Here is a 19666-nt window from a genome sequence, read left to right on the forward strand (position 1 = left end):
GGCCGGGAGCAAACTCTTTGATGAATTTATGATATGATTTTACTAATATGTTAACTTTTACAGTTGAAATATACTGCAACGATTTAAGGTGATTATCGCAATGGGGCTCACCTCTTACCATTCCGAACAGAGAAGTTAAGCCCATTAGCGCCGATGGTACTGCCACAGGTGGGAGAGTAGGTCGTTGCCTTTCTTTTAAACCTCAATCTTTTAGTAGATTGAGGTTTTTTTTTGCTCTATATTTTAATGAAAATTATTTTTTGTTGATGAGCAACAACCACTTGAATCTATATAGTGAATATGTTCTTACTTTAAGTTATAAGTTGTTGAGTTTGCTTTTATCTAGCTTATCAATAAGCCTCCAAAGTTCATTATTGCTTAAACCATAACTTTCTATAGTTATACCAAAGCGCATATCGTATAAAAATAATACTTTATAAAAATTATCTTTCTTTGCATAGGTCTCTAAAACTTTTAATCCGTTTCGTTCGTAAGTTTTTTCGTAACCAGAAGCTTTTTTGCTATTAATTTTCATGTTTTGAGCCATATAATGAGTGTTTATAGCTAATAAGCCATCTTTACTTGCTCCATCTACAATTGTAATTTCGAGTTTTTGATTTTTATCGTTTTTATAAATTGCTCCTGCAGAAGCTATATTGTTTTGTGAAATACGACTTGTGGTAAAGGTTTCTCTTTTTAAATTACCCAAATTTTCTGGTAGCCAGTTTTTAAGTTGAGCTTCATTAGCAGGTTCTGTGTTTTTTAAGCGTTCTCTAAAATCGTTAGACTTAGGTGCTTTTTTTATTGTTTTAACAGTTTCTTGAAGAATTTCTTTGTTCTCTTTTTTAGTGTTACTACAAGAAAATAAAAAGAAGAAACAAATAGTAGTTGTTATTGTTTTTAGTAAATATTTCATATCGTTAATTTTTAAAGTCAAAATGAAATTACTGTGTATGAGGCAACGTTAGGGTACAAGGTTCGTAGGTGTATATTACTGAAGCACCATCTGGATTGATAATTTCTGCTTCTAATTTTTACTGCAATATTTTTAGTTTCCCTCATTTTTCAGACGTTTTTCAATATCTTCAATTCTATCATTGATTTCCTTTTTTTCTTCTTCAGAAGTAGCGCTTTTTAGTTCTTCCTTCAGGGTTTTTAGTTCTTTTTCGTAATTTTGTTTATTTATCTTTTTGGACACCTCTTCATACAATTCCTGATTTCTCTTTTTGTTACCAAAATACGAACTAAGGTCTAGGGCTTCTGGTATTTTAACCGTTATGTCTTGGTCGTAATAATACGTTGCTGTACCTTCTTTTAAAGCATTAATGTGTTTTAATCTGCCTTGTCGGTCAAAAGTCATGGATTTTCCTTTGTCTGGACCAGATTTTACTGTAAATTTTAAACACCCATTGGAAACTCCTTCACAATCAAAAGGTTTTGGTGTTACCTCATTACCATATTTTGCCCTAATAACTTCTGGAGAATAAAAAAATGCCCAATGTATAAAAACAGGAAAGCCGCCTATTGCATCTAATTCTTTACTTAATAATGCTTTTAATTCTTCTTTAAATTGTTTTTCAACCCCTGGATTCTCAAAGGGATCTTCTAATTTTTGACCCCTTTCTGATGTAAATACAAACCGTTCAAAAAGAGCAGCAATATAACCACTAGGATCCTTCAAAATTGAAGGATTATTCAAATCTAAAATTGAAGCCAATTCAATGAATTCAGAAACTAGTTTGTCTGTCATTAAATCAATGCTTAAATCCAAAATATCATTCAGATGAGCAATAGCCATTTGTTTAGCATTGAACCTTACATGTTTTTCTCCACTAAGCCCTTCAATGGCAAATGCTTGACCTTCAAACTGAACAGGGACATACCAATACCCATTTATGTCTGTGTATTGTTTGTGGCTTCCTCCTGATTCATAAAAAGGCTTTCCTCCCCATGCTTTTGCATCAAACGTATATTCTTTTTTAACAGTACTTACTTTCATTTCTAATGCTCTATTGTCCCAATCAAACTGAGCATCTATTCCGTCTTTACCACTTCGATACCTGTAATGCCCAAAATCTGTACCTTCAGAATGTAAGTCTCTACGATTTTCAACATCACCAACGGTCATTTCCATACGTATATCGCCTTGCCTAAATTTTTCCCAAAACCCAATTTTTTTAAAAACACCTGTAATTATATCTATAATGCCATCTGATTTTTCATTAGAATTATCTGCTGTTTTAACGGCGTCATCTGTAAAATAATTAAAGGTGCTTGCTAAGTAACTATATGCTTCATTAGTTTCTGTTTGGGCTTGTAGAGAAAAACTTAATAGAAGCAATAATGCTATATGTATATATGTTGTTTTCATGATTTGTTGTTTTATTCTATATAATCCTTTTGGTTAAAAGCCATTGTTTTAGGCTGTAATTGCGTACATACCATTTGGTAACTTTTGATAGCCGTGTTTTTTGATGTGAAATCAACCTCCATAATCATACTATTTTTAGTAAATGGTGAGTTTGGTATTTCTGCCTTGCTTTTAAACATGGCACCATAGATGGTGGCTGGAGCTTCGTTGGTAACCCAAAACCGTGTAATGCCTTCTTGCGTTGAAATTTCGTAACCTTTGCAATTAAACCCTAAGAGCTTTTTGTTACCTAATGGTTTTACTTGTTTGTCTGGGGCATCTTTAAAAGCTCCTACAAGTCTCGCTTTTGTTAAAATGTCCATTTTTTTACGGGCCTGCCTTTTTTTGCCTTGTATTTCGGCATAGTATACTTGCATACTACGTTCGTTATCGTAAACGATATGTTCGGTAAACCCATTTTTAGTTTGCTTTTTAGCATAATAGGTTTCGTTGGGCTGTAGTAAATAGTCAACTTTTACTGTATTGTTATTGCTTGTTACCTGCATAGTGACTTGATAAGAAAACTTGTAACTATCTGGCAGTTTTACATTATTGTCGGGCGGTGCTGGTATAGGGGGTCCCATCATTTCCATGGGGTTGGTGCTGGTATTGGGGTTTTGCTCCATGTTTCGACCACTCATAATCATATTTAATAACCCACTACCTTTTTGGGTTTCGGTATTTTTGGCACTCTCATTTCTGGTATTTTTGTTTTTAGATGTAGTAGCACTATCAATAGCCTGCTCCGTTTTTTTGCTGACCACCTCATCAGTTTTTTTAAGAATAGTTCGTTCTGCAGCTTGTTGCGCTTTTTTCTTTAATTTTTTAAAGAATTGAGCTTCTGCTGAATAACTGATACTTAAAAAAAGGAATATTGCTAAAATGTGTTTTGTTTTCATGATTTTATGTTTTTAAGGTTTTGAGCTTTTTACCAGCCGTAAACATTTCTGATTCTATTTGTTATTAAATATCGTATCTCAGTAAGATCATTTTTACCATCATCATTGTTGTCTATATATTGGTCAGTTCCATTAGTTAAAACAACAATACCAGCATTTTGAACTCCATCTTTGTTAATTTCTCTTATACCAGTAAAAAATGCTTTAAAGCCACCAGAGTTGGTTCCCCCATGACTATATCTATTTGCACCAGTATTCACTCCCATGTGATTGTCAACTAGGTTAGTGATAGCGTTTTTAGATAAAATTCTATTTCCTTGAAAAACACCATCGTTATTAATCATAATAATTAGATTAGCTAATTCTTCAGCATTTGTATACAGTCCTGCAGCTGCATATTGTGGGAACCTTAGAACTTTTACTTTTTCGCCACTTTTATTATGAGCTCTAGAGAATTCACCATACTTATTTTCAGGATTGATAACAAAACCACTTTTGTTCATTTTTAAAGGTCTTAAAATGTTGACTTGCATCCATGAAGGATAATTATTAGAAGTTATATCTTCTGTTAGTTTTTGTAAAACAGTAAACGCTTTTCCAGAATACCAACTAGATTTATTATTTGGACGTGAAATCATTTTAGTAGGATGATAGGTAATAGTTATATCTTTTAGAAGAGTATTTAAATTTGGCAAGCTATGTAAGTTTTCATAGCCTCCATAACCACCTCCTTTTTCACTACCTTTATAACTACAATTCGAATTAAATTGTGAACCTCTTCCTTCAATTCCGCTTCTATGTTGTAAGATGTTTTCTATAGTTACCTCATTAAAATTCTGAACCCAACTAGAATCTTTTACACATGAATTAAAAGGAATACTATTTTTAAGTTTTCCCGAAGTCAATAAGTTTTCGGTTAGTGTGACTTTATTATCATCAATTAACTTAAAAGCTCCAACTGCGGCAAATACTTTACTTATAGAAGCGGCTTGAAACATAGATTCTGGGTGTGCTGCATAACGCTTATCATTAGCTATTAAATGACCATAACTTGTTTTCCATGCAATTTTACCGTTAATAACAACTGCTACACTAACACCAGGTATTTTACGTTCTCTCATTATTTTCCAAATTGATTTAGAGGAATCAATATTTCGTTCAAAATCTCTTATTTTATTCGAAGGAATATTTTTAACACGTTTGTTAGCTACAACTGACCAGCCATTTTTATCTGGATCAAAAGTTAAAATAGAGTTGTTGTAACCTTTCCCTCTAAATTCTTTTAACTTTTCAAAAGCTTCTTCTGGTATGTTTCTTGAAAAGAAGTAATCTTCTGCCATTACTGTCCAACCTCCAGAAGGTGTGAATGATACTTTACTTATTTTTCGATCACTTGTTTTATTAGGCATATCAGTTTGTCTAATATTTCGCATTATTTGATAGCATTCATCTGGTATATTTCTAGTGTAAAATTGTCCATCAGTAGTCAAGATTACCCAAGCATTATTACTATTGTTGTAAATGTTTTTATAAGGAAATGATACACTTTCTATAGTCTTACCTTGCTGTTTAAACGATTGTATTTTCTCATAACATTCTTGTGGTATGTTTTTCGCATAAGTATTATTTTCTGTGATAATTATCCATGAATTGTCTCCACTATTAGGAGGAAAAACAACTTCTTTTATTTTTATTCCTTTGTTTACATACTCTTTAATTTTTTCATAACATTTTTGAGGAATATTTCTTGCAAAATGTTTATTGTCTTTCGTGATAATTACCCATCCCCCATTAGGTGAAAATGAGAAAGACTGAATACCTTTAGGTAAGAGTTCTTCCATTTTTTGATGAGCTTCATCAGAAATATTTCTGTTAAATTTTAGTTGAGCTATAGTTCCTACATTACTAGTTGAGTTTGTAGTTTCTTCTTCTGATTGAGAAGCAATTATAATATTATCTTGTAGATTTGGGCTTTGGTCGCTTAAAATGAGCGTGTTAGTATTTAGATTTGGCGAAGTGTTTGATGTATTCAAATTCTTTTCGGTTTCTCCTATTTGCGTGTTTTCCTGATTGGGGAACACATACATGAAATTGTCCTTTACAGTTAGTGTTTTTGTAGGTGTTTGTAACACGTTTTTGGACTCAAAATAGTTACCTGTAAGGGTGTTGTTTGTAGCTTTTAAAATTTGCTGTTGTACTTCATTAAACCTTAAGTTTTCTGTAATGTATTCATGTTCAAAATCAAATATCATCTGAGCATTTTTCTCAGGGAGTAGTGTATAGTTTCCGTACGTATTAAGGTCAATAAATTGAGGTTTTTTAACATCTGAAAATTCAACAGGTCTTAATTCATGATTGCCTGAAATAGTGCCTAAAAAGGTTTTGGTATTTGGATAGACATTTTTTAAGTTGGGTATTTTTTGAAGGTTTGATACCGAATTAATATCTAAAACTCTATTTGTTTTTCGGTCTACAATCATTGCAATTTGTATATCATTGGTAGAGGAGACGATTGTAAAGTTAGCAAAGCCCACTTTAGCATCGTAACTAGAGTCGTTAATACCGCTACCAATTGAAACCATAGTAGGCTGCATTTTAAATCTAGGAAGGTTAAGTATTAGCTTATCATCTAAGCGTATTTTTAGTTTGCCCATTTTACATTCTATTGTTACATGACGCCAAACGGGTTCTAGGGTATAAAACTCTTTATAGAAATTTTCGGCATTACCTGGTTGTGGTTGCGCCCAACTAGTTGATATCCCGTTTCGTTTTATAATGAAAGGTTGGTAACGAATGTCGTTTTGCTTATAACCATATTTTCCGTCCCATAATCTCACAGGAATACGTTGCCCATAAATAGAACTAGTTTTTCCAAAAAAAACATCAAACTCTATGATAAAATCACCATTAAGGTAGTTGTTGGTTTGATTGTTAATTATAGGTTTAATAATACTACCGTGCTTAAGACTTATAAATTTGTAACCGTCTTGTTGTTCTACAGTAGCCATACCTGTAACGACATCCCAATTACTTGGAAAGTCACCATAGGAATCGTTAGCTAGATTATCTTGATAGGTTTGAGCAAACCCTGCAAAACTTGTATATAAACTTAATAAGAAGGTGAAAATTAATCTGTTTGTTATTACTTTTTTCATTTTTAGTAGACTTTATTTACGGTATAACACGTAAATTATTTTTGTATTGATTGTAGTTTATTATGATAAAGGGGTTAACAAAAGCATCTATTTTTGGCTTTTTAGTACATAAAAAGGGGGATAAGAGGAGATATAACACTTAAAAATAGCTCAAAAGAATACCGAAGTACTGGCTAACTTTATAAGTTCAATAAAAGACTTTATAATTTGTTAAATTGAACTTGTAAACTGTATTTAGCAAATTTAAAATATTTAAAAATCAGAATATGAGGTCTTTGTATGTATTTGTGTGGTGAAAATGACTGAATATGAAAGAGATTGATTTATAAAGAGTTATTATAAGTATATTTAAGAAAATAAAGGAGTAGTATGATTCGGGCAATTATCATAGACGATGAATTTAACGCTGTTAAAAACTTGAAATGGGAGATAGAAAGCTTTTGTAGTGATATAGAAGTATGTGATACTTTTACCAATCCTGTTGAAGCAATTTCAGCTATTAATTATCTAAAACCTGATTGTGTTTTTTTAGATATTGAAATGCCCGAAATGGATGGTTTTCAACTTTTAGAAAGACTTACTTTTAGGGGTTTTGATTTAATTATTACTTCAGCTTATGATAATTATGCAATTAAAGCTTTTAAAGAACATGCAGTAGATTATTTATTAAAACCAATTGATTCAGAAGATTTGCTAAAGGCGGTAGATAGAGTTCGAGAAAATCAGAAACGTAATGTTTTAGGTAATCAGCTAAAAAACATAATTAAATCGTATGTGCCTGAGAAAAAGTTTTCGCGTTTAGCACTACCTACACTAGGGAAAACCATTTTTGTAAATTTTGAAGATATCATATACTGTAAGTCGAACGGAAGCTATACAGAAGTACACTTGAATACGAACAGTATGGAGATGCTGTCAAAAAAATTAAAAGAAGTAGAAGCACAAACCAACGATTCTTTCTTCAGGGTTCATAATTCGTATTTGGTTAATTTACATTATGTAAAAGAATATGTAAAAAATGAAGGTCCGTATTTGGTGTTAACCACTGGTGAAACAATTCCTATCTCTAGAGCAAAGAAAAATGAGTTATTACAAGTATTAAATTCGTAATCTTACTTTGAAAGAATCTGCTTTAACATATTTTTTAAGTGAACCACATCAAAATGGTTTCTTGATTTTTACTTTAGGTGTCCTTTTTATTCTAACGGTTTACCACTTTTTATTATATTTTCAGCACAAAGACAAGCTTTACCTTTTATATAGTGGATACACTTTTTTTATTATTCTTTCACAATTACAACACCTCAGAGAAGGCTTTTTATTTGAATTTTTACAATCTATATCAGAAGTAGTAAAATATCCAGAAGTATATACTGAAATGTATTATTTTATTTATGCATTTTTTGCTTTCAAGCTTTTAAACATAAAAAAAGAACTGCCTTTATGGTATAAAAGATGTTTTAAATGGTTGTATGTAATTATAATTTACTGTGTTCTAAAACTTATGGTTTTTATAATTATAGGAAATTGGGATATTTTACAAAAAGGATATTTACTCTTTACAATTGCGATGAGTATTTTAGGAATAGTAATGTACATTCCTTTTTTTAAATCAAAAAGTAAACTAAAGTACTATATGATAATAGGTTCAATGGTACTTTTTATAACTTCGGTAACCTCTTTACTGTACTATTTAAGCTTAATTAAACAAGGTCAAAGTATTGAGGCAGCGTATAGTATTTTATATATAGGTTTTATAGTAGAGAATATTATTTTTTCTTTAGGACTAGGACACAAACAAAAGTTAATTTTAGAAGAGCGTAATGAATCGCAGCAGCAACTACTTAAACAGTATGCTGAAAACGAAGAATTACGAGAAAAGGTTCAAAAAAAATTAGAATTAGATGTGGAAGCTCTTAGCAAACAAGCAGAAATTAAAAAACTAGAAACAGCTAAAATACAGTACGATAAAGAGCTGGCTGAGTTGAAGGTTTCAACATTACGAAATCAAATGAATCCACATTTTATCTTTAATTCCTTAAACTCTATAAAACGATATATTATTGATAACGATAAAAAAGAAGCCGTCTTTTATCTCAATAAATTCTCAAAACTTATTCGGAAAATTTTAGCGAGTACGATAGAAACAGAATCTTCTTTACAAGAGGAGCTTGAAATTTTAGAGTTATACATGAGTATAGAAAATACAAGACTAGATAATACGGTAGATTTTTCATTAAGTGTAGATGAATCGTTAAACTTAACGGCTATAAAAGTACCTCCTTTAATCACGCAGCCATTTATAGAAAATGCTATTTGGCACGGACTCGCATTAAAAAAAGGAAATCGTAAATTAACTGTTCAGGTTTTAAAAGTGAATGAAAATCAAGTACAAATAGATATTACAGATAATGGAATAGGAAGAGTAAAATCAAGAGAAATTAAAGAAAAAAAAATACACAAACGTACTTCTGTAGGAATAAAACTAACTGAAGAACGCCTACAACATTTCGCTAAAAATTGTAAAAGTAAATCCAACATTATTTTTACAGATTTGTATACCCAAAATAAACCAACAGGAACAAGAGTATCAATACTAATCCCTTTGGTATAAACTGAAAATATAACTCAAATACATATTATATTTATTTTGTTAAAAGCTGTAGTTTTGCCGAGTAAAAAACAATTTATTGTGATTTTACAACTCAAAATGAATAAAATTCAGAATGAATTATAAATATGCTTATTTAGTCCGATTTCAATATTTAGGATTTCGTTTACACGGTTGGCAAAAGCAACCAAATTTAAAAACAGTTCATTTTTTTGTTGATAAAACATTAAAGTTCGTGTGTAAAGGAATTCGTTGTAAATCAGTAGGAGTTGGGAGAACAGATGCCAAAGTATCATCAACCGATTATTACTTTCAATTGTTTATAGATGAAAAGCTAGACGAAGTTTTTTTTATGGAAGATTTCAATCGAAATTCACCTTCTGATATTCGTGTAGTAGCAGTTCAGAAGTTGCACGATGAATCATTTAATATTATCCAACATCCAAAAACAAAAGAGTATCGATATTATTTTTCTTACGGAGAAAAGAATCATCCTTATTGCGCAGCTTTCTTAACAGGGTATTTAGAAGAGTTGGATGTAGAATTGATGAAGCAGGGAGCTCAATTGTTTCAAGGGAATCATAATTTTAAACATTATTGTACTAAACCATCACCAGAAACAAAAGTTGAAAGAGAAATTGATGTTTGCAAGATTGAAGAAAACACTGAGTTAACAGCTTCTTTTTTTCCCGAGAAAAGTTATGTTTTAATTATCAGAGGAAGCGGATTTTTACGAAATCAAATCCGTTTGATTATGGGTGCCTTAGCAGAATTAGGTAAAGGAAATTATGATTTGGAGTTTATCAAGAGAAGTTTGAGTCCAGAGAATAGTAATATTGATTTTATGAAAACTATCGCGCCAGCTTCAGGGTTACATTTGCATAAAGTAGAATTCAAAAAATAAAGCTTGTCGATCGACAAGCTTTATTTTTTTACTATATTTTAGAGTAGAATTAGTCTCTAATTAAACTTCTTGAAATTACAATTTTTTGAATTTCTGAAGTTCCTTCGTAAATCTGAGTAATTTTTGCATCACGCATTAAACGTTCAACGTGGTATTCTTTAACGAAACCGTTACCTCCATGAATTTGAACAGCTTCAACAGTTTGTTCCATTGCTACTTTAGAAGCGTACAACTTAGCCATAGCACCTTCACGGTCGTAGTTTTCACCAGCATCTTTCTTGCAAGCAGCAGCCATTACTAAATGACGAGCAGCAGCAATTTCAGTATACATATCAGCTAATTTGAAAGCGATAGCTTGGTGGTTACAAATTTCAGTTCCGAAAGCTTTACGCTCTTTAGAATATTTTAAAGCTAATTCGTATGCTCCAGAAGCAATACCTAAAGCTTGAGCCGCAATACCAATACGTCCTCCAGATAATGTTTTCATTGCAAACTTAAATCCGAATCCGTCTTCTCCAATACGGTTTTCTTTTGGAACTTTTACATCGTTAAATTGTAAGGTGTGTGTATCAGAACCACGAATACCTAATTTATCTTCTTTAGGTCCAACGTGGAAACCTTCCATACCTTTTTCAACGATAAAAGCATTGATTCCTCTATGACCTTTAGCTCTATCTGTTTGAGCAATTACTAAATAAGTATCTGCACGACCACCGTTGGTAATCCAGTTTTTAGTACCGTTTAATAAATAGTAATCTCCTTGGTCTATTGCAGTAGTTGCTTGAGAAGTAGCATCAGAACCTGCTTCAGGTTCACTTAAACAAAAAGCACCAATTTGCTCACCAGTAGCTAATTTTGTTAAGTATTTTTGTTTTTGTTCTTCAGAACCATAAGCTTCTAAACCGTAACAAACCAATGAATTGTTTACAGAAACCATTACTGAAGCAGAAGCATCAATTTTTGATAATTCTTCCATAATTAATACGTAAGAAATAGCATCCATACCGCTTCCTCCATATTTAGGATCTACCATTACCCCCATAAAACCTAATTCACCCATTTTACGTACTAATTCGTCAGGGAATTGTTGTTTTTCATCTCTTTCTATAACTCCAGGCAATAATTCGGTTTGAGCAAAATCACGTGCAGCATCACGAATCATTAAATGCTCTTCTGTAAGATTAAAATCCATTATGTTTTTATATTTTATTAAATTATTCGTAAAAATCGTGCTCAAAGATACTTTTTTAATAGCAATTTTTCAATAGAGTTGTTATTTTTACTTCATGCAAGAAAAATATATTTACTGCATCGGTTTGATGTCAGGAACTTCTTTAGATGGTGTCGATTTAGCTTATATAAAAATGCATAGTTCTTTGTATAAAGATTTTGAAATTTTAAAGGCAGAGACCATTTCGTATTCAAAAGAATGGAAAACTAAATTACAAGAAGCAATAAATTACAAGGATAAAGACTTAAAAGAGTTAAATATTGAGTATGCTGAGTTATTAGGAGAAATTTTAAATAATTTTATTAAAACACATACTATAACCAATTTAGACTTTGTTGCATCGCACGGACATACAATTTTACATCAGCCAGAGAATGGAATTACACTACAAATTGGAGATGGACAAATTATAGCCAATCGTACTCAGCAAAAAGTAGTGTGCGATTTTAGAACTCAGGATGTACAATATGGAGGTCAGGGTGCGCCTTTGGTGCCTATAGGAGATCGATTATTATTTACTGATTACGAATACTGTGTAAACTTAGGAGGATTTGCAAATATTTCTTATGAGAAAAATAATCAAAGGATTGCTTTTGATATTTGTCCTGTAAATATTGTGTTGAATCATTATACACGCATTATAGGATTAGAGTATGATAATGAAGGGAAAATAGCTTCTGAAGGAACAATTAATGTAGAACTACTAGAGCGATTAAATCAACTTCCTTTTTATAAAAAAAATCCTCCTAAATCATTAGGGTTAGAGTGGGTTCAGAAAAATATCTTTCCTTTAATAGATGAATATGAGACCGATATTCCTACAATTTTGAAAACTTTTACTGAGCATGTTGCTGTTCAAATAGGAAATAGTGTAAAGAAAAATACTACCATTTTAATTACAGGAGGTGGAGCGTTCAATACGTTTTTAATGAAGAGAATAGAATTTTATGCAAAAACAAAAATCAAACAAGCAGATAAAGAACTTATCAATTATAAAGAAGCACTCATTTTTGCTTTATTAGGGGTGTTAAAAGTTCAAAACAAAGTAAATTGTTTACAATCAGTAACAGGCGCAAAAAAGGATCACTCTTCAGGTGAAATATTTTATCCCAAGAAATAACATAAACTATTTTGAGTAATGTTGTTTTTTATAATAAATTTGTTCGGTAACAACTAAATAACAAAAGCTACACTAAAATGAATCAACTTTAGCTCCCCTTTGGGGAAAATAATTACAGAGGTTTTTTGAAAATGAAAAAGAAATTATATAAAGTTGAAAATCATCTATAACAAAACTAAACAATGAAAGAATTACTTAAGAGATACGAAGAAAAACAACCAGAAGTAGTGTTTAATTGGAAAGATCCAGAAACTGAAGCTGAAGGTTGGACAGTTATAAACTCGTTAAGAGGTGGTGCTGCCGGTGGTGGTACACGCATGCGTAAAGGATTAGATAAATACGAGGTAACATCACTTGCTAAAACAATGGAAGTGAAGTTTACAGTATCAGGTCCAGCTATTGGAGGAGCAAAATCAGGAATTAATTTTGATCCACAAGATCCAAGAAAAAAGGGTGTTTTAGAGCGTTGGTATAAAGCGGTAGCTCCATTATTGAAAAATTACTACGGAACTGGTGGAGATTTAAATGTTGATGAAATCCACGAAGTAATTCCAATTACTGAAGATAGTGGTGTTTGGCATCCGCAAGAAGGGGTTTTTAATGGACACTTCAAGCCTACAGAAGCAGATAAAATTAACCGTATAGGTCAGTTACGTCACGGAGTTATTAAGGTATTAGAAGATAAAAATTTATCTCCTGATATTACAAGAAAATATACTGTTGCTGATATGATTACAGGTTACGGGGTTGCTGAAGCAGTACGCCATTACTATGATATTTATGGAGGAACTGTAGTAGGTAAACGTGCCGTTGTTCAAGGTTTCGGTAACGTAGGTTCTGCAGCTGCTTACTATTTAGCACAAATGGGAGCTAAAGTTGTAGGAATTATTGATCGTGTTGGTGGAGTTATTAAGGAGGAAGGATTTTCTTTTGAAGAAATTCAAGAAATGTTCTTAAATAAAGACGGTAATACCTTAGTTTCAGAAAACATGATTCCTTTTGAAGAAATAAACGAGCGTGTTTGGAATTTACCATGTGAAATTTTTGCACCGTGTGCAGCTTCTAGGTTAATTACTCAAGACCAAATTAATAGTATGATAAAATCAGGTTTAGAAGTAATTTCTTGTGGAGCAAACGTTCCATTTGCAGATAAAGAAATTTTCTTCGGGCCAATTATGGAAGATACTGATAAAAAAGTGAGTTTAATTCCAGATTTCATTTCTAACTGTGGTATGGCAAGAGTATTTGCTTATTTTATGGAAAGAAGAGTAGAAATGACAGATCGAGCTATTTTTGAAGATACTTCAAATACAATAAAAAAAGCATTACAAAGAACGCATGCCAAAAGTGCAGCAAAAACTCAAATAAGCGAGACTGCTTTTGAAATTGCTTTGAAAGAGCTAGTATAGTTTATAAATACAAAAAGTATGTTTAAATATTTTTTAGGGAATAGCCCTAAATGGTTTAAGTTAACCATAATTGGTTTTTTAATCTTTAATGTGTTTTCTTTTTTTGTCTTAGGTAAGACAATAACTGCATGGCTTTTTATAGCTGAGTTTATTTTTACACTAGCAATGGCATTAAAATGTTATCCATTGCAATCGGGAGGGTTAATAGCGATAGAAGCATTAATACTTGGACTTACAACTCCAGAGAATGCATATCATGAAGTAGCTCAAAACTTAGAAGTAATTTTGTTATTAGTGTTCATGGTTGCAGGTATTTATTTTATGAAACCTTTACTAATGTACATTTTTAGTAAGGTGTTTACTAAAATTAAATCTAAGGTATTACTATCTTTATTGTTTGTGTTTCTAGCGGCAGTATTATCTGCATTTTTAGATGCCTTAACGGTTACAGCCGTTTTAATTAGTGTAGCGGTAGGATTTTATGGAGTGTACCATAAAATTCATTCGAGTGCTTCTTCTGATTATGACAAAGATGGAGTTTTAGATAGAAAAGAGTTAAGTGGAGAAACCTTAGAACAGTTTCGTAGTTTTTTACGTAGTTTAATCATGCACGGAGTAGTAGGTACAGCATTAGGAGGTGTTTGTACATTGGTAGGAGAGCCACAAAACTTGTTAATAGGAGAACGTTTAGGTTGGGATTTTATTGAATTCTTTCAACGAATGGCGCCTATAACTATGCCTGTACTATTAGCAGGTATGTTAACTACCATATTGTTAGAAACTACGGGGTGGTTTGGTTTTGGAGCAAAATTGCCAAACGTAGCAGCAAGAATTATTGAAAGGTATACTGAGGAACAAGATGCTAAACGTACCGATAAAGAAAAATATGGGTTAATAATTCAAGGCACAGCAGCGGTGTTTTTAATAGCAGGATTGGCATTACATTTAGCACCTGTAGGTTTCATAGGACTAGCTTTAATTATAGTACAAACAGCCTTTATGGGAATTACAGATGAACATCAATTAGGGCATGCCTTTGAAGAGGCTTTACCTTTTACAGGATTGTTAGTTGTGTTTTTTGTAATCGTGGCTATGATTCACGATCAACATTTATTTACCCCTATTATTTCTTGGGCTTTAGAACAAGATCCGGCATCTCAACCAGGTCTTTTCTATGTCGCAAACGGAGCACTATCAGCAATTAGCGATAATGTTTTTGTTGCAACAGTTTATATTGGTGAAGTACAAGATGCATTTAAACATGGAACGATTTCAAAAGAACATTTTGAAAATTTAGCAATTGCGATTAATACAGGTACTAATTTACCAAGTGTAGCGACTCCAAACGGACAAGCAGCTTTCTTATTCTTATTAACATCATCATTAGCGCCATTAATTAATTTATCTTACGGAAGAATGGTAAAAATGGCATTACCTTATACCATTGTATTAGGTGGTTTAGGATATCTTATGGTGAAGATTGTATTAGGATAGATAAATAAAAAATAGCATTTTTAAAATCCTGAATTTTTTAAAGTTCAGGATTTTTTTAAACAATTAAAAAAGAAGTCATTCGTTAATAATTAAACACGTAAAAATTACATTAATGTTAGCATATTTTCAAGAACAAACCGAGTTACTAGAAGAAGTTCCACAAGAAAAAACATTATCAATCTATAATTTAATTATGGATGGAGGCGTTGGAGGGCAAATTATCATAGCTTTATTATTTGTATTATTAGCTGTAGCTCTTTACATTTATTTTGAGCGTTTCTTTGCAATTAAAGCAGCCTCAAAAGTTGATGTAAATTTTATGGATCAAATTAGAGATCATGTAACGAATGGTAGAATCGATAGTGCTAAATCACTTTGTGATACAACTGCAAGTCCTACAGCAAGATTAATAGGTAAAGGAATTTCTAGAATAGGAAAACCTTTAGAAGATATTAATACAGCTATTGAAAATGCAGGAAAACTAGAAGTGTATCAATTAGAAAGAAATGTTTCTGTATTAGCAACGATTGCAGGAGCTGCACCAATGATAGGTTTCTTAGGTACAGTAATTGGAATGATTGTTGCGATTCATGAAATAGCAAATTCAGGCGGACAAATAGATATTAAAATGCTATCAGATGGCTTATATACAGCTATGACAACTACAGTTGCGGGATTAATTGTAGGTATTATTGCATATATAGCATACAATCATTTAGTAGTTCGTACTGATAAGGTAGTGTATCAAATGGAAGCTAAGTCTGTTGAGTTTTTAGATTTATTAAACGAACCGGTATAATGAATTTACGAGGAAGAAATAAGGTCAATCCAAATTTCAATATGTCGTCAATGACTGATATTGTTTTTTTGTTATTGATATTTTTTATGCTAACATCAACACTGGTTACAGTAAGTGCCATTGATGTATTGTTGCCTAAAGCAGGAGGGAAAACTGAAAATCAAACTTCGGTAGCAGTAACTATAACAAACGATGCTTCATTTTATATTGATAAAACCAAGGTAAGCAATACAAATTTAGAAAAAGAATTACTAGCAAAAGTAGGAACAGATAAAAAGAAAACAGTAGTAATTCGTGGCGATCAAAATGTACCATATAAAAATGTAATGCAAGTAATTGATATTGCTAATAAAAACAAGCTGAAAATGATTTTAGCTGTAAAAGGCAAATAAATGACAGTTTTAGATACCCAACATAAACGTAAATCAGCTGTGATAACAGCAATTATTCTGATATTGTTATTGTTTGGAATATTCAATTATGGAATGAAATATTTAGATCCACCGATTGAATATGGATTGGCTATCAATTTTGGGAACTCTGAAGTAGGAAGTGGTGAGCCTGTTGAAAAAACAAAAGCGCAAGCGGCTCCTCAACAGGAAGAAGTAACAGAAGAGAACGTAGATGAAGTTCCTGAAGAAACAATTAAAGAAGAAATTATTACAGATGATACTGCGGAAGAAGTTCCTGTAGTTGAAAAAAAAGTAGAGAAAAAGGAAGCGGTAAAAGAAACTCCTAAAGAAGTAAAACCAAAAGAAAAACCAAAGCCTAAACCGTCTAAAGAAACTACAGATGCATTAAATAGTTTATTAAACGGAACATCTAAAGATGGAGCAAATACTGGGGAGGGAGATGATAAACAAACTGGCGTGAAAGGAAATGAAAATGGAGACCCAAATTCAGATAAATATTATGGAAATTCAGGAAGTGGCTCTGGTGGAAATTATAATTTAGCAGGAAGAAAAGCCTTATCAAAACCTATTGAAAAACCTAATTGCCAAGAGGAAGGGACTGTAGTGGTAAGTATCGAGGTAGATAGGAATGGAAAAGTAATAAAAGCAACTCCTGGAGCTAGAGGAACTACAAACTCGGCAGGATGCTTAGCAGAAGCAGCAAAAAAAGCGGCACTCAAAACTAAATGGAATGCAGATAGTAATGCGCGAGTAAAAGAGGTAGGAACTATTATCTACAAGTTTTCTCTTTCAAAATAATATATCTTTGCAAAATAATTATTCAATAAAGGTATAGATATACAGTTATTGAAGAATCAAGAAACATAAACAAATGAAATTAACTGTTATTGGAACAGGATATGTAGGATTGGTATCAGGGACTTGTTTTTCAGAAATGGGAAATAAAGTAACTTGTGTAGATATCGATCAAGAGAAAATAAATAAACTACACCAAGGGATCATACCTATCTACGAACCAGGATTGGAAAAAATGGTTTTGAAAAACGTAGAGAAACAAAACTTATTCTTTACGACGAAACTAGAAGAAGCTATTGAAGAAGCGGAAATTGTTTTTATAGCAGTGGGAACTCCTATGGGAGAAGATGGTTCAGCTGATTTGCAATATGTGTTGGCAGTAGCGAAAGAGATTGGTCAAAAGATGAATCACCGTTTGATAGTGGTAGATAAATCTACCGTACCCGTAGGAACAGCCGATAAAGTAAAAGCAACAATACAAGCAGAGTTAGATAAAAGAAATGTAGCGATTGAATTTGATGTGGTTTCTAATCCTGAATTTTTAAAAGAAGGCGATGCTATTAACGATTTTATGAAGCCAGATAGAGTGGTAATTGGGGCAGAATCTGAGTATGCTTTTGAAAAAATGCGTCAGTTGTACACACCATTTACTATGACAAATGACCGATTTATAGCTATGGATGTTCGTTCTGCGGAAATGACCAAATATGCTGCCAATGCAATGTTAGCAACGAAGATTTCCTTTATGAATGAAATGGCGAATATTTGTGAACGGGTAGGAGCAGATGTAAATAATGTACGTGCAGGAATTGGTTCAGACTCAAGAATAGGGTATAGCTTTATTTACCCAGGAGCTGGTTACGGAGGTTCTTGTTTTCCGAAGGATGTCAAAGCATTAAAGAAAATTGCCGAGGAAAACGGTTATGAAGCACAATTGATAAGGTCTGTTGAAGAAGTGAATAATCGTCAGAAATTTGTAATAGCAGAGAAAATCATTAAAAGATTTGGAGAAGATTTAACGGGGAAGACTTTTGGCTTGTGGGGATTGGCATTCAAACCAGGAACTGATGATATGCGTGAGGCTCCAGCAATTTATGTGATAAAAGAGTTGGTGAAGAGAGGGGCAAAAGTACAAGCGTACGATCCGAAAGCCATGGAAGAAGCACAGCATTTTTATTTAAAAGATGTTGAGAATATAGCGTATAAAAATGCAAAATACGAAGTGTTAGCTGAGGCTGATGCATTGATATTATTGACAGAATGGAAAGAATTCCGTTCTCCAGACTTTTCTGAAATTGAAAAACAATTAAAAACTCCTGTTGTTTTCGATGGAAGAAATCAGTATAACAGTTATAATTTGGAGGAAAGAGGGTTTGAATATTATCAAATAGGAAAAAACTAATGAAAATTTTAGTTACAGGGGCAGCAGGTTTTATCGGGTTTCATTTAAGTGAAAGATTGTTAGCAGAAGGACACACAGTTGTCGGAGTTGATAATATCAACCATTATTACGATGTCAATTTAAAGTATGCTCGATTAAAAGAGTTAGGGATTGGTAGAGAGGATGCTGAGGTGTTTTATAAAGAAACGATTAGTTCAACAAATAAAAACTTCAAGTTCGTCAGACTAAACCTAGAAGATAAAGAAGAGTTATTTCAACTGTTTGCTACTGAAAATTTTGAAGTGGTTTGCAATCTAGCAGCGCAAGCAGGAGTTCGTTATAGTATCGAAAATCCAGATGTATATATTCAAAGTAACATTGTTGGTTTTCTAAATATTTTAGAATGTTGTAGACATCATGAGATTAAACATTTGGTGTACGCAAGTAGTTCAAGTGTATACGGAGCCAATAAAAAAGTGCCTTTTTCAGAAGAGGACACAGTGGATAATCCTGTGAGTTTGTATGCAGCAACAAAGAAAAGCAATGAATTGATGGCTCATACGTATAGCCATTTATATAAGATTCCAACAACAGGATTACGATTTTTTACAGTATATGGACCATGGGGAAGACCTGATATGGCGCCGATATTATTTGCTGATGCAATTTCAAATAATCGTCCAATCAAAGTGTTTAACAATGGAGATATGGAGCGTGACTTTACCTATATAGATGATATTGTGGAAGGGGTTAAGAGAGTTATAGAAAAACCTGTTGAGAGTAGAGAACTATATAAAATATACAACATAGGTAATAACGACTCTGTGAAATTGTTAGATTTTATAACGCAGATGGAAACAAGTTTAGGGAAAGAAGCTACAAAAGAGATGCTACCTATGCAGATGGGGGATGTAAAAAGAACGTGGGCAAATGTTGATGGTTTAATCAAAGATTATGAGTATAAACCAGAGATTAAAGTAGAAGAAGGAGTACGTCGTTTTGTAAAATGGTATCAGGAGTACCATAATTAATTTTTCTTCATTTT

The 19666-nt window shown here is 32.4% G+C and carries 16 protein-coding genes and 1 rRNA gene; 12 read left to right on the forward strand and 5 right to left on the reverse strand.

Features of this window, described 5'->3' with window-relative positions; all coding sequences use genetic code 11:
- The first annotated feature begins 84 nt into the window (after positions 1-84).
- A 5S ribosomal RNA gene (gene rrf, locus N534_RS0112070) occupies positions 85-193 on the forward strand.
- Between the two features lie 123 nt (positions 194-316).
- On the opposite strand, the gene N534_RS0112075 is transcribed toward rrf, so the two are convergent.
- From N534_RS0112075 to N534_RS0112090, 4 genes are all read right to left on the reverse strand, one after another.
- The gene (locus N534_RS0112075; RefSeq protein WP_156025612.1) at positions 317-916 is read right to left on the reverse strand and encodes a hypothetical protein; all 600 of its coding nucleotides are present in this window, start codon (positions 914-916) and stop codon (positions 317-319) included.
- A 132-nt stretch (positions 917-1048) separates the two neighbouring features.
- A complete protein-coding gene (locus N534_RS0112080) occupies positions 1049-2371 on the reverse strand; it encodes a hypothetical protein (protein WP_028892737.1) in 1323 nt (440 codons plus the stop codon).
- An 11-nt stretch (positions 2372-2382) separates the two neighbouring features.
- Complete coding sequence (locus N534_RS0112085; protein ID WP_028892738.1) at positions 2383-3309, reverse strand: DUF4412 domain-containing protein; 927 nt, start codon at positions 3307-3309, stop codon at positions 2383-2385.
- Positions 3310-3338: 29 nt separating this feature from the next.
- Positions 3339-6464 (reverse strand): serine hydrolase, encoded by a 3126-nt coding sequence (locus N534_RS0112090; protein ID WP_028892739.1) that lies wholly within the window; start codon positions 6462-6464, stop codon positions 3339-3341.
- Positions 6465-6833: 369 nt separating this feature from the next.
- On the opposite strand from N534_RS0112090, the gene N534_RS0112095 reads away from it, so the two are divergent.
- The 3 genes from N534_RS0112095 to N534_RS0112105 all read left to right on the forward strand — a co-directional run bounded on the left by N534_RS0112095 (position 6834) and on the right by N534_RS0112105 (position 9979).
- A complete protein-coding gene (locus tag N534_RS0112095) occupies positions 6834-7574 on the forward strand; it encodes a LytTR family DNA-binding domain-containing protein (RefSeq protein ID WP_028892740.1) in 741 nt (246 codons plus the stop codon).
- 61 nt (positions 7575-7635) lie between these two features.
- A complete protein-coding gene (locus N534_RS15140) occupies positions 7636-9078 on the forward strand; it encodes a sensor histidine kinase (RefSeq protein WP_231517332.1) in 1443 nt (480 codons plus the stop codon).
- A gap of 112 nt (positions 9079-9190) precedes the next feature.
- Positions 9191-9979 carry a pseudouridine synthase gene (locus N534_RS0112105; protein ID WP_028892741.1) on the forward strand — a complete coding sequence of 263 codons (789 nt, stop codon included), beginning with the start codon at positions 9191-9193 and terminating at the stop codon, positions 9977-9979.
- 49 nt (positions 9980-10028) lie between these two features.
- Here N534_RS0112105 and N534_RS0112110 read toward each other — a convergent pair whose 3' ends face one another.
- Complete coding sequence (locus tag N534_RS0112110; RefSeq protein WP_028892742.1) at positions 10029-11171, reverse strand: acyl-CoA dehydrogenase; 1143 nt, start codon at positions 11169-11171, stop codon at positions 10029-10031.
- A gap of 94 nt (positions 11172-11265) precedes the next feature.
- Between N534_RS0112110 and N534_RS0112115 the strand changes: the two genes are divergently transcribed.
- The 8 genes from N534_RS0112115 to N534_RS0112150 all read left to right on the forward strand — a co-directional run bounded on the left by N534_RS0112115 (position 11266) and on the right by N534_RS0112150 (position 19652).
- Entirely contained in the window at positions 11266-12330 is a 1065-nt protein-coding gene (locus N534_RS0112115) for an anhydro-N-acetylmuramic acid kinase (protein WP_028892743.1), read from the forward strand.
- Positions 12331-12512: 182 nt separating this feature from the next.
- On the forward strand, positions 12513-13739 hold the full coding sequence (locus N534_RS0112120; RefSeq protein ID WP_028892744.1) for a Glu/Leu/Phe/Val dehydrogenase dimerization domain-containing protein: 1227 nt from the start codon (positions 12513-12515) through the stop codon (positions 13737-13739).
- 18 nt (positions 13740-13757) lie between these two features.
- Positions 13758-15233, forward strand: coding sequence for a sodium/proton antiporter NhaB (nhaB, locus tag N534_RS0112125; RefSeq protein WP_028892745.1), 1476 nt, complete (start codon positions 13758-13760; stop codon positions 15231-15233).
- 112 nt (positions 15234-15345) lie between these two features.
- The gene (locus N534_RS0112130; RefSeq protein WP_028892746.1) at positions 15346-16032 is read left to right on the forward strand and encodes a MotA/TolQ/ExbB proton channel family protein; all 687 of its coding nucleotides are present in this window, start codon (positions 15346-15348) and stop codon (positions 16030-16032) included.
- Entirely contained in the window at positions 16032-16424 is a 393-nt protein-coding gene (locus N534_RS0112135) for a biopolymer transporter ExbD (RefSeq protein WP_028892747.1), read from the forward strand. Before N534_RS0112130 ends, N534_RS0112135 begins: the two co-directional genes overlap by 1 nt.
- Positions 16425-17243: a hypothetical protein gene (locus tag N534_RS0112140; RefSeq protein WP_028892748.1), complete on the forward strand. Its 819-nt coding sequence runs from the start codon at positions 16425-16427 to the stop codon at positions 17241-17243.
- A gap of 73 nt (positions 17244-17316) precedes the next feature.
- Positions 17317-18642, forward strand: a complete 1326-nt coding sequence (locus N534_RS0112145) for a UDP-glucose/GDP-mannose dehydrogenase family protein (protein WP_028892749.1) — start codon at positions 17317-17319, stop codon at positions 18640-18642.
- The gene (locus tag N534_RS0112150) at positions 18642-19652 is read left to right on the forward strand and encodes an NAD-dependent epimerase (RefSeq protein ID WP_028892750.1); all 1011 of its coding nucleotides are present in this window, start codon (positions 18642-18644) and stop codon (positions 19650-19652) included. Before N534_RS0112145 ends, N534_RS0112150 begins: the two co-directional genes overlap by 1 nt.
- The last annotated feature ends 14 nt before the right edge of the window (positions 19653-19666 follow it).

Source organism: Tenacibaculum sp. 47A_GOM-205m (assembly GCF_000518405.1).
Lineage (GTDB): Bacteria > Bacteroidota > Bacteroidia > Flavobacteriales > Flavobacteriaceae > Polaribacter > Polaribacter lutimaris.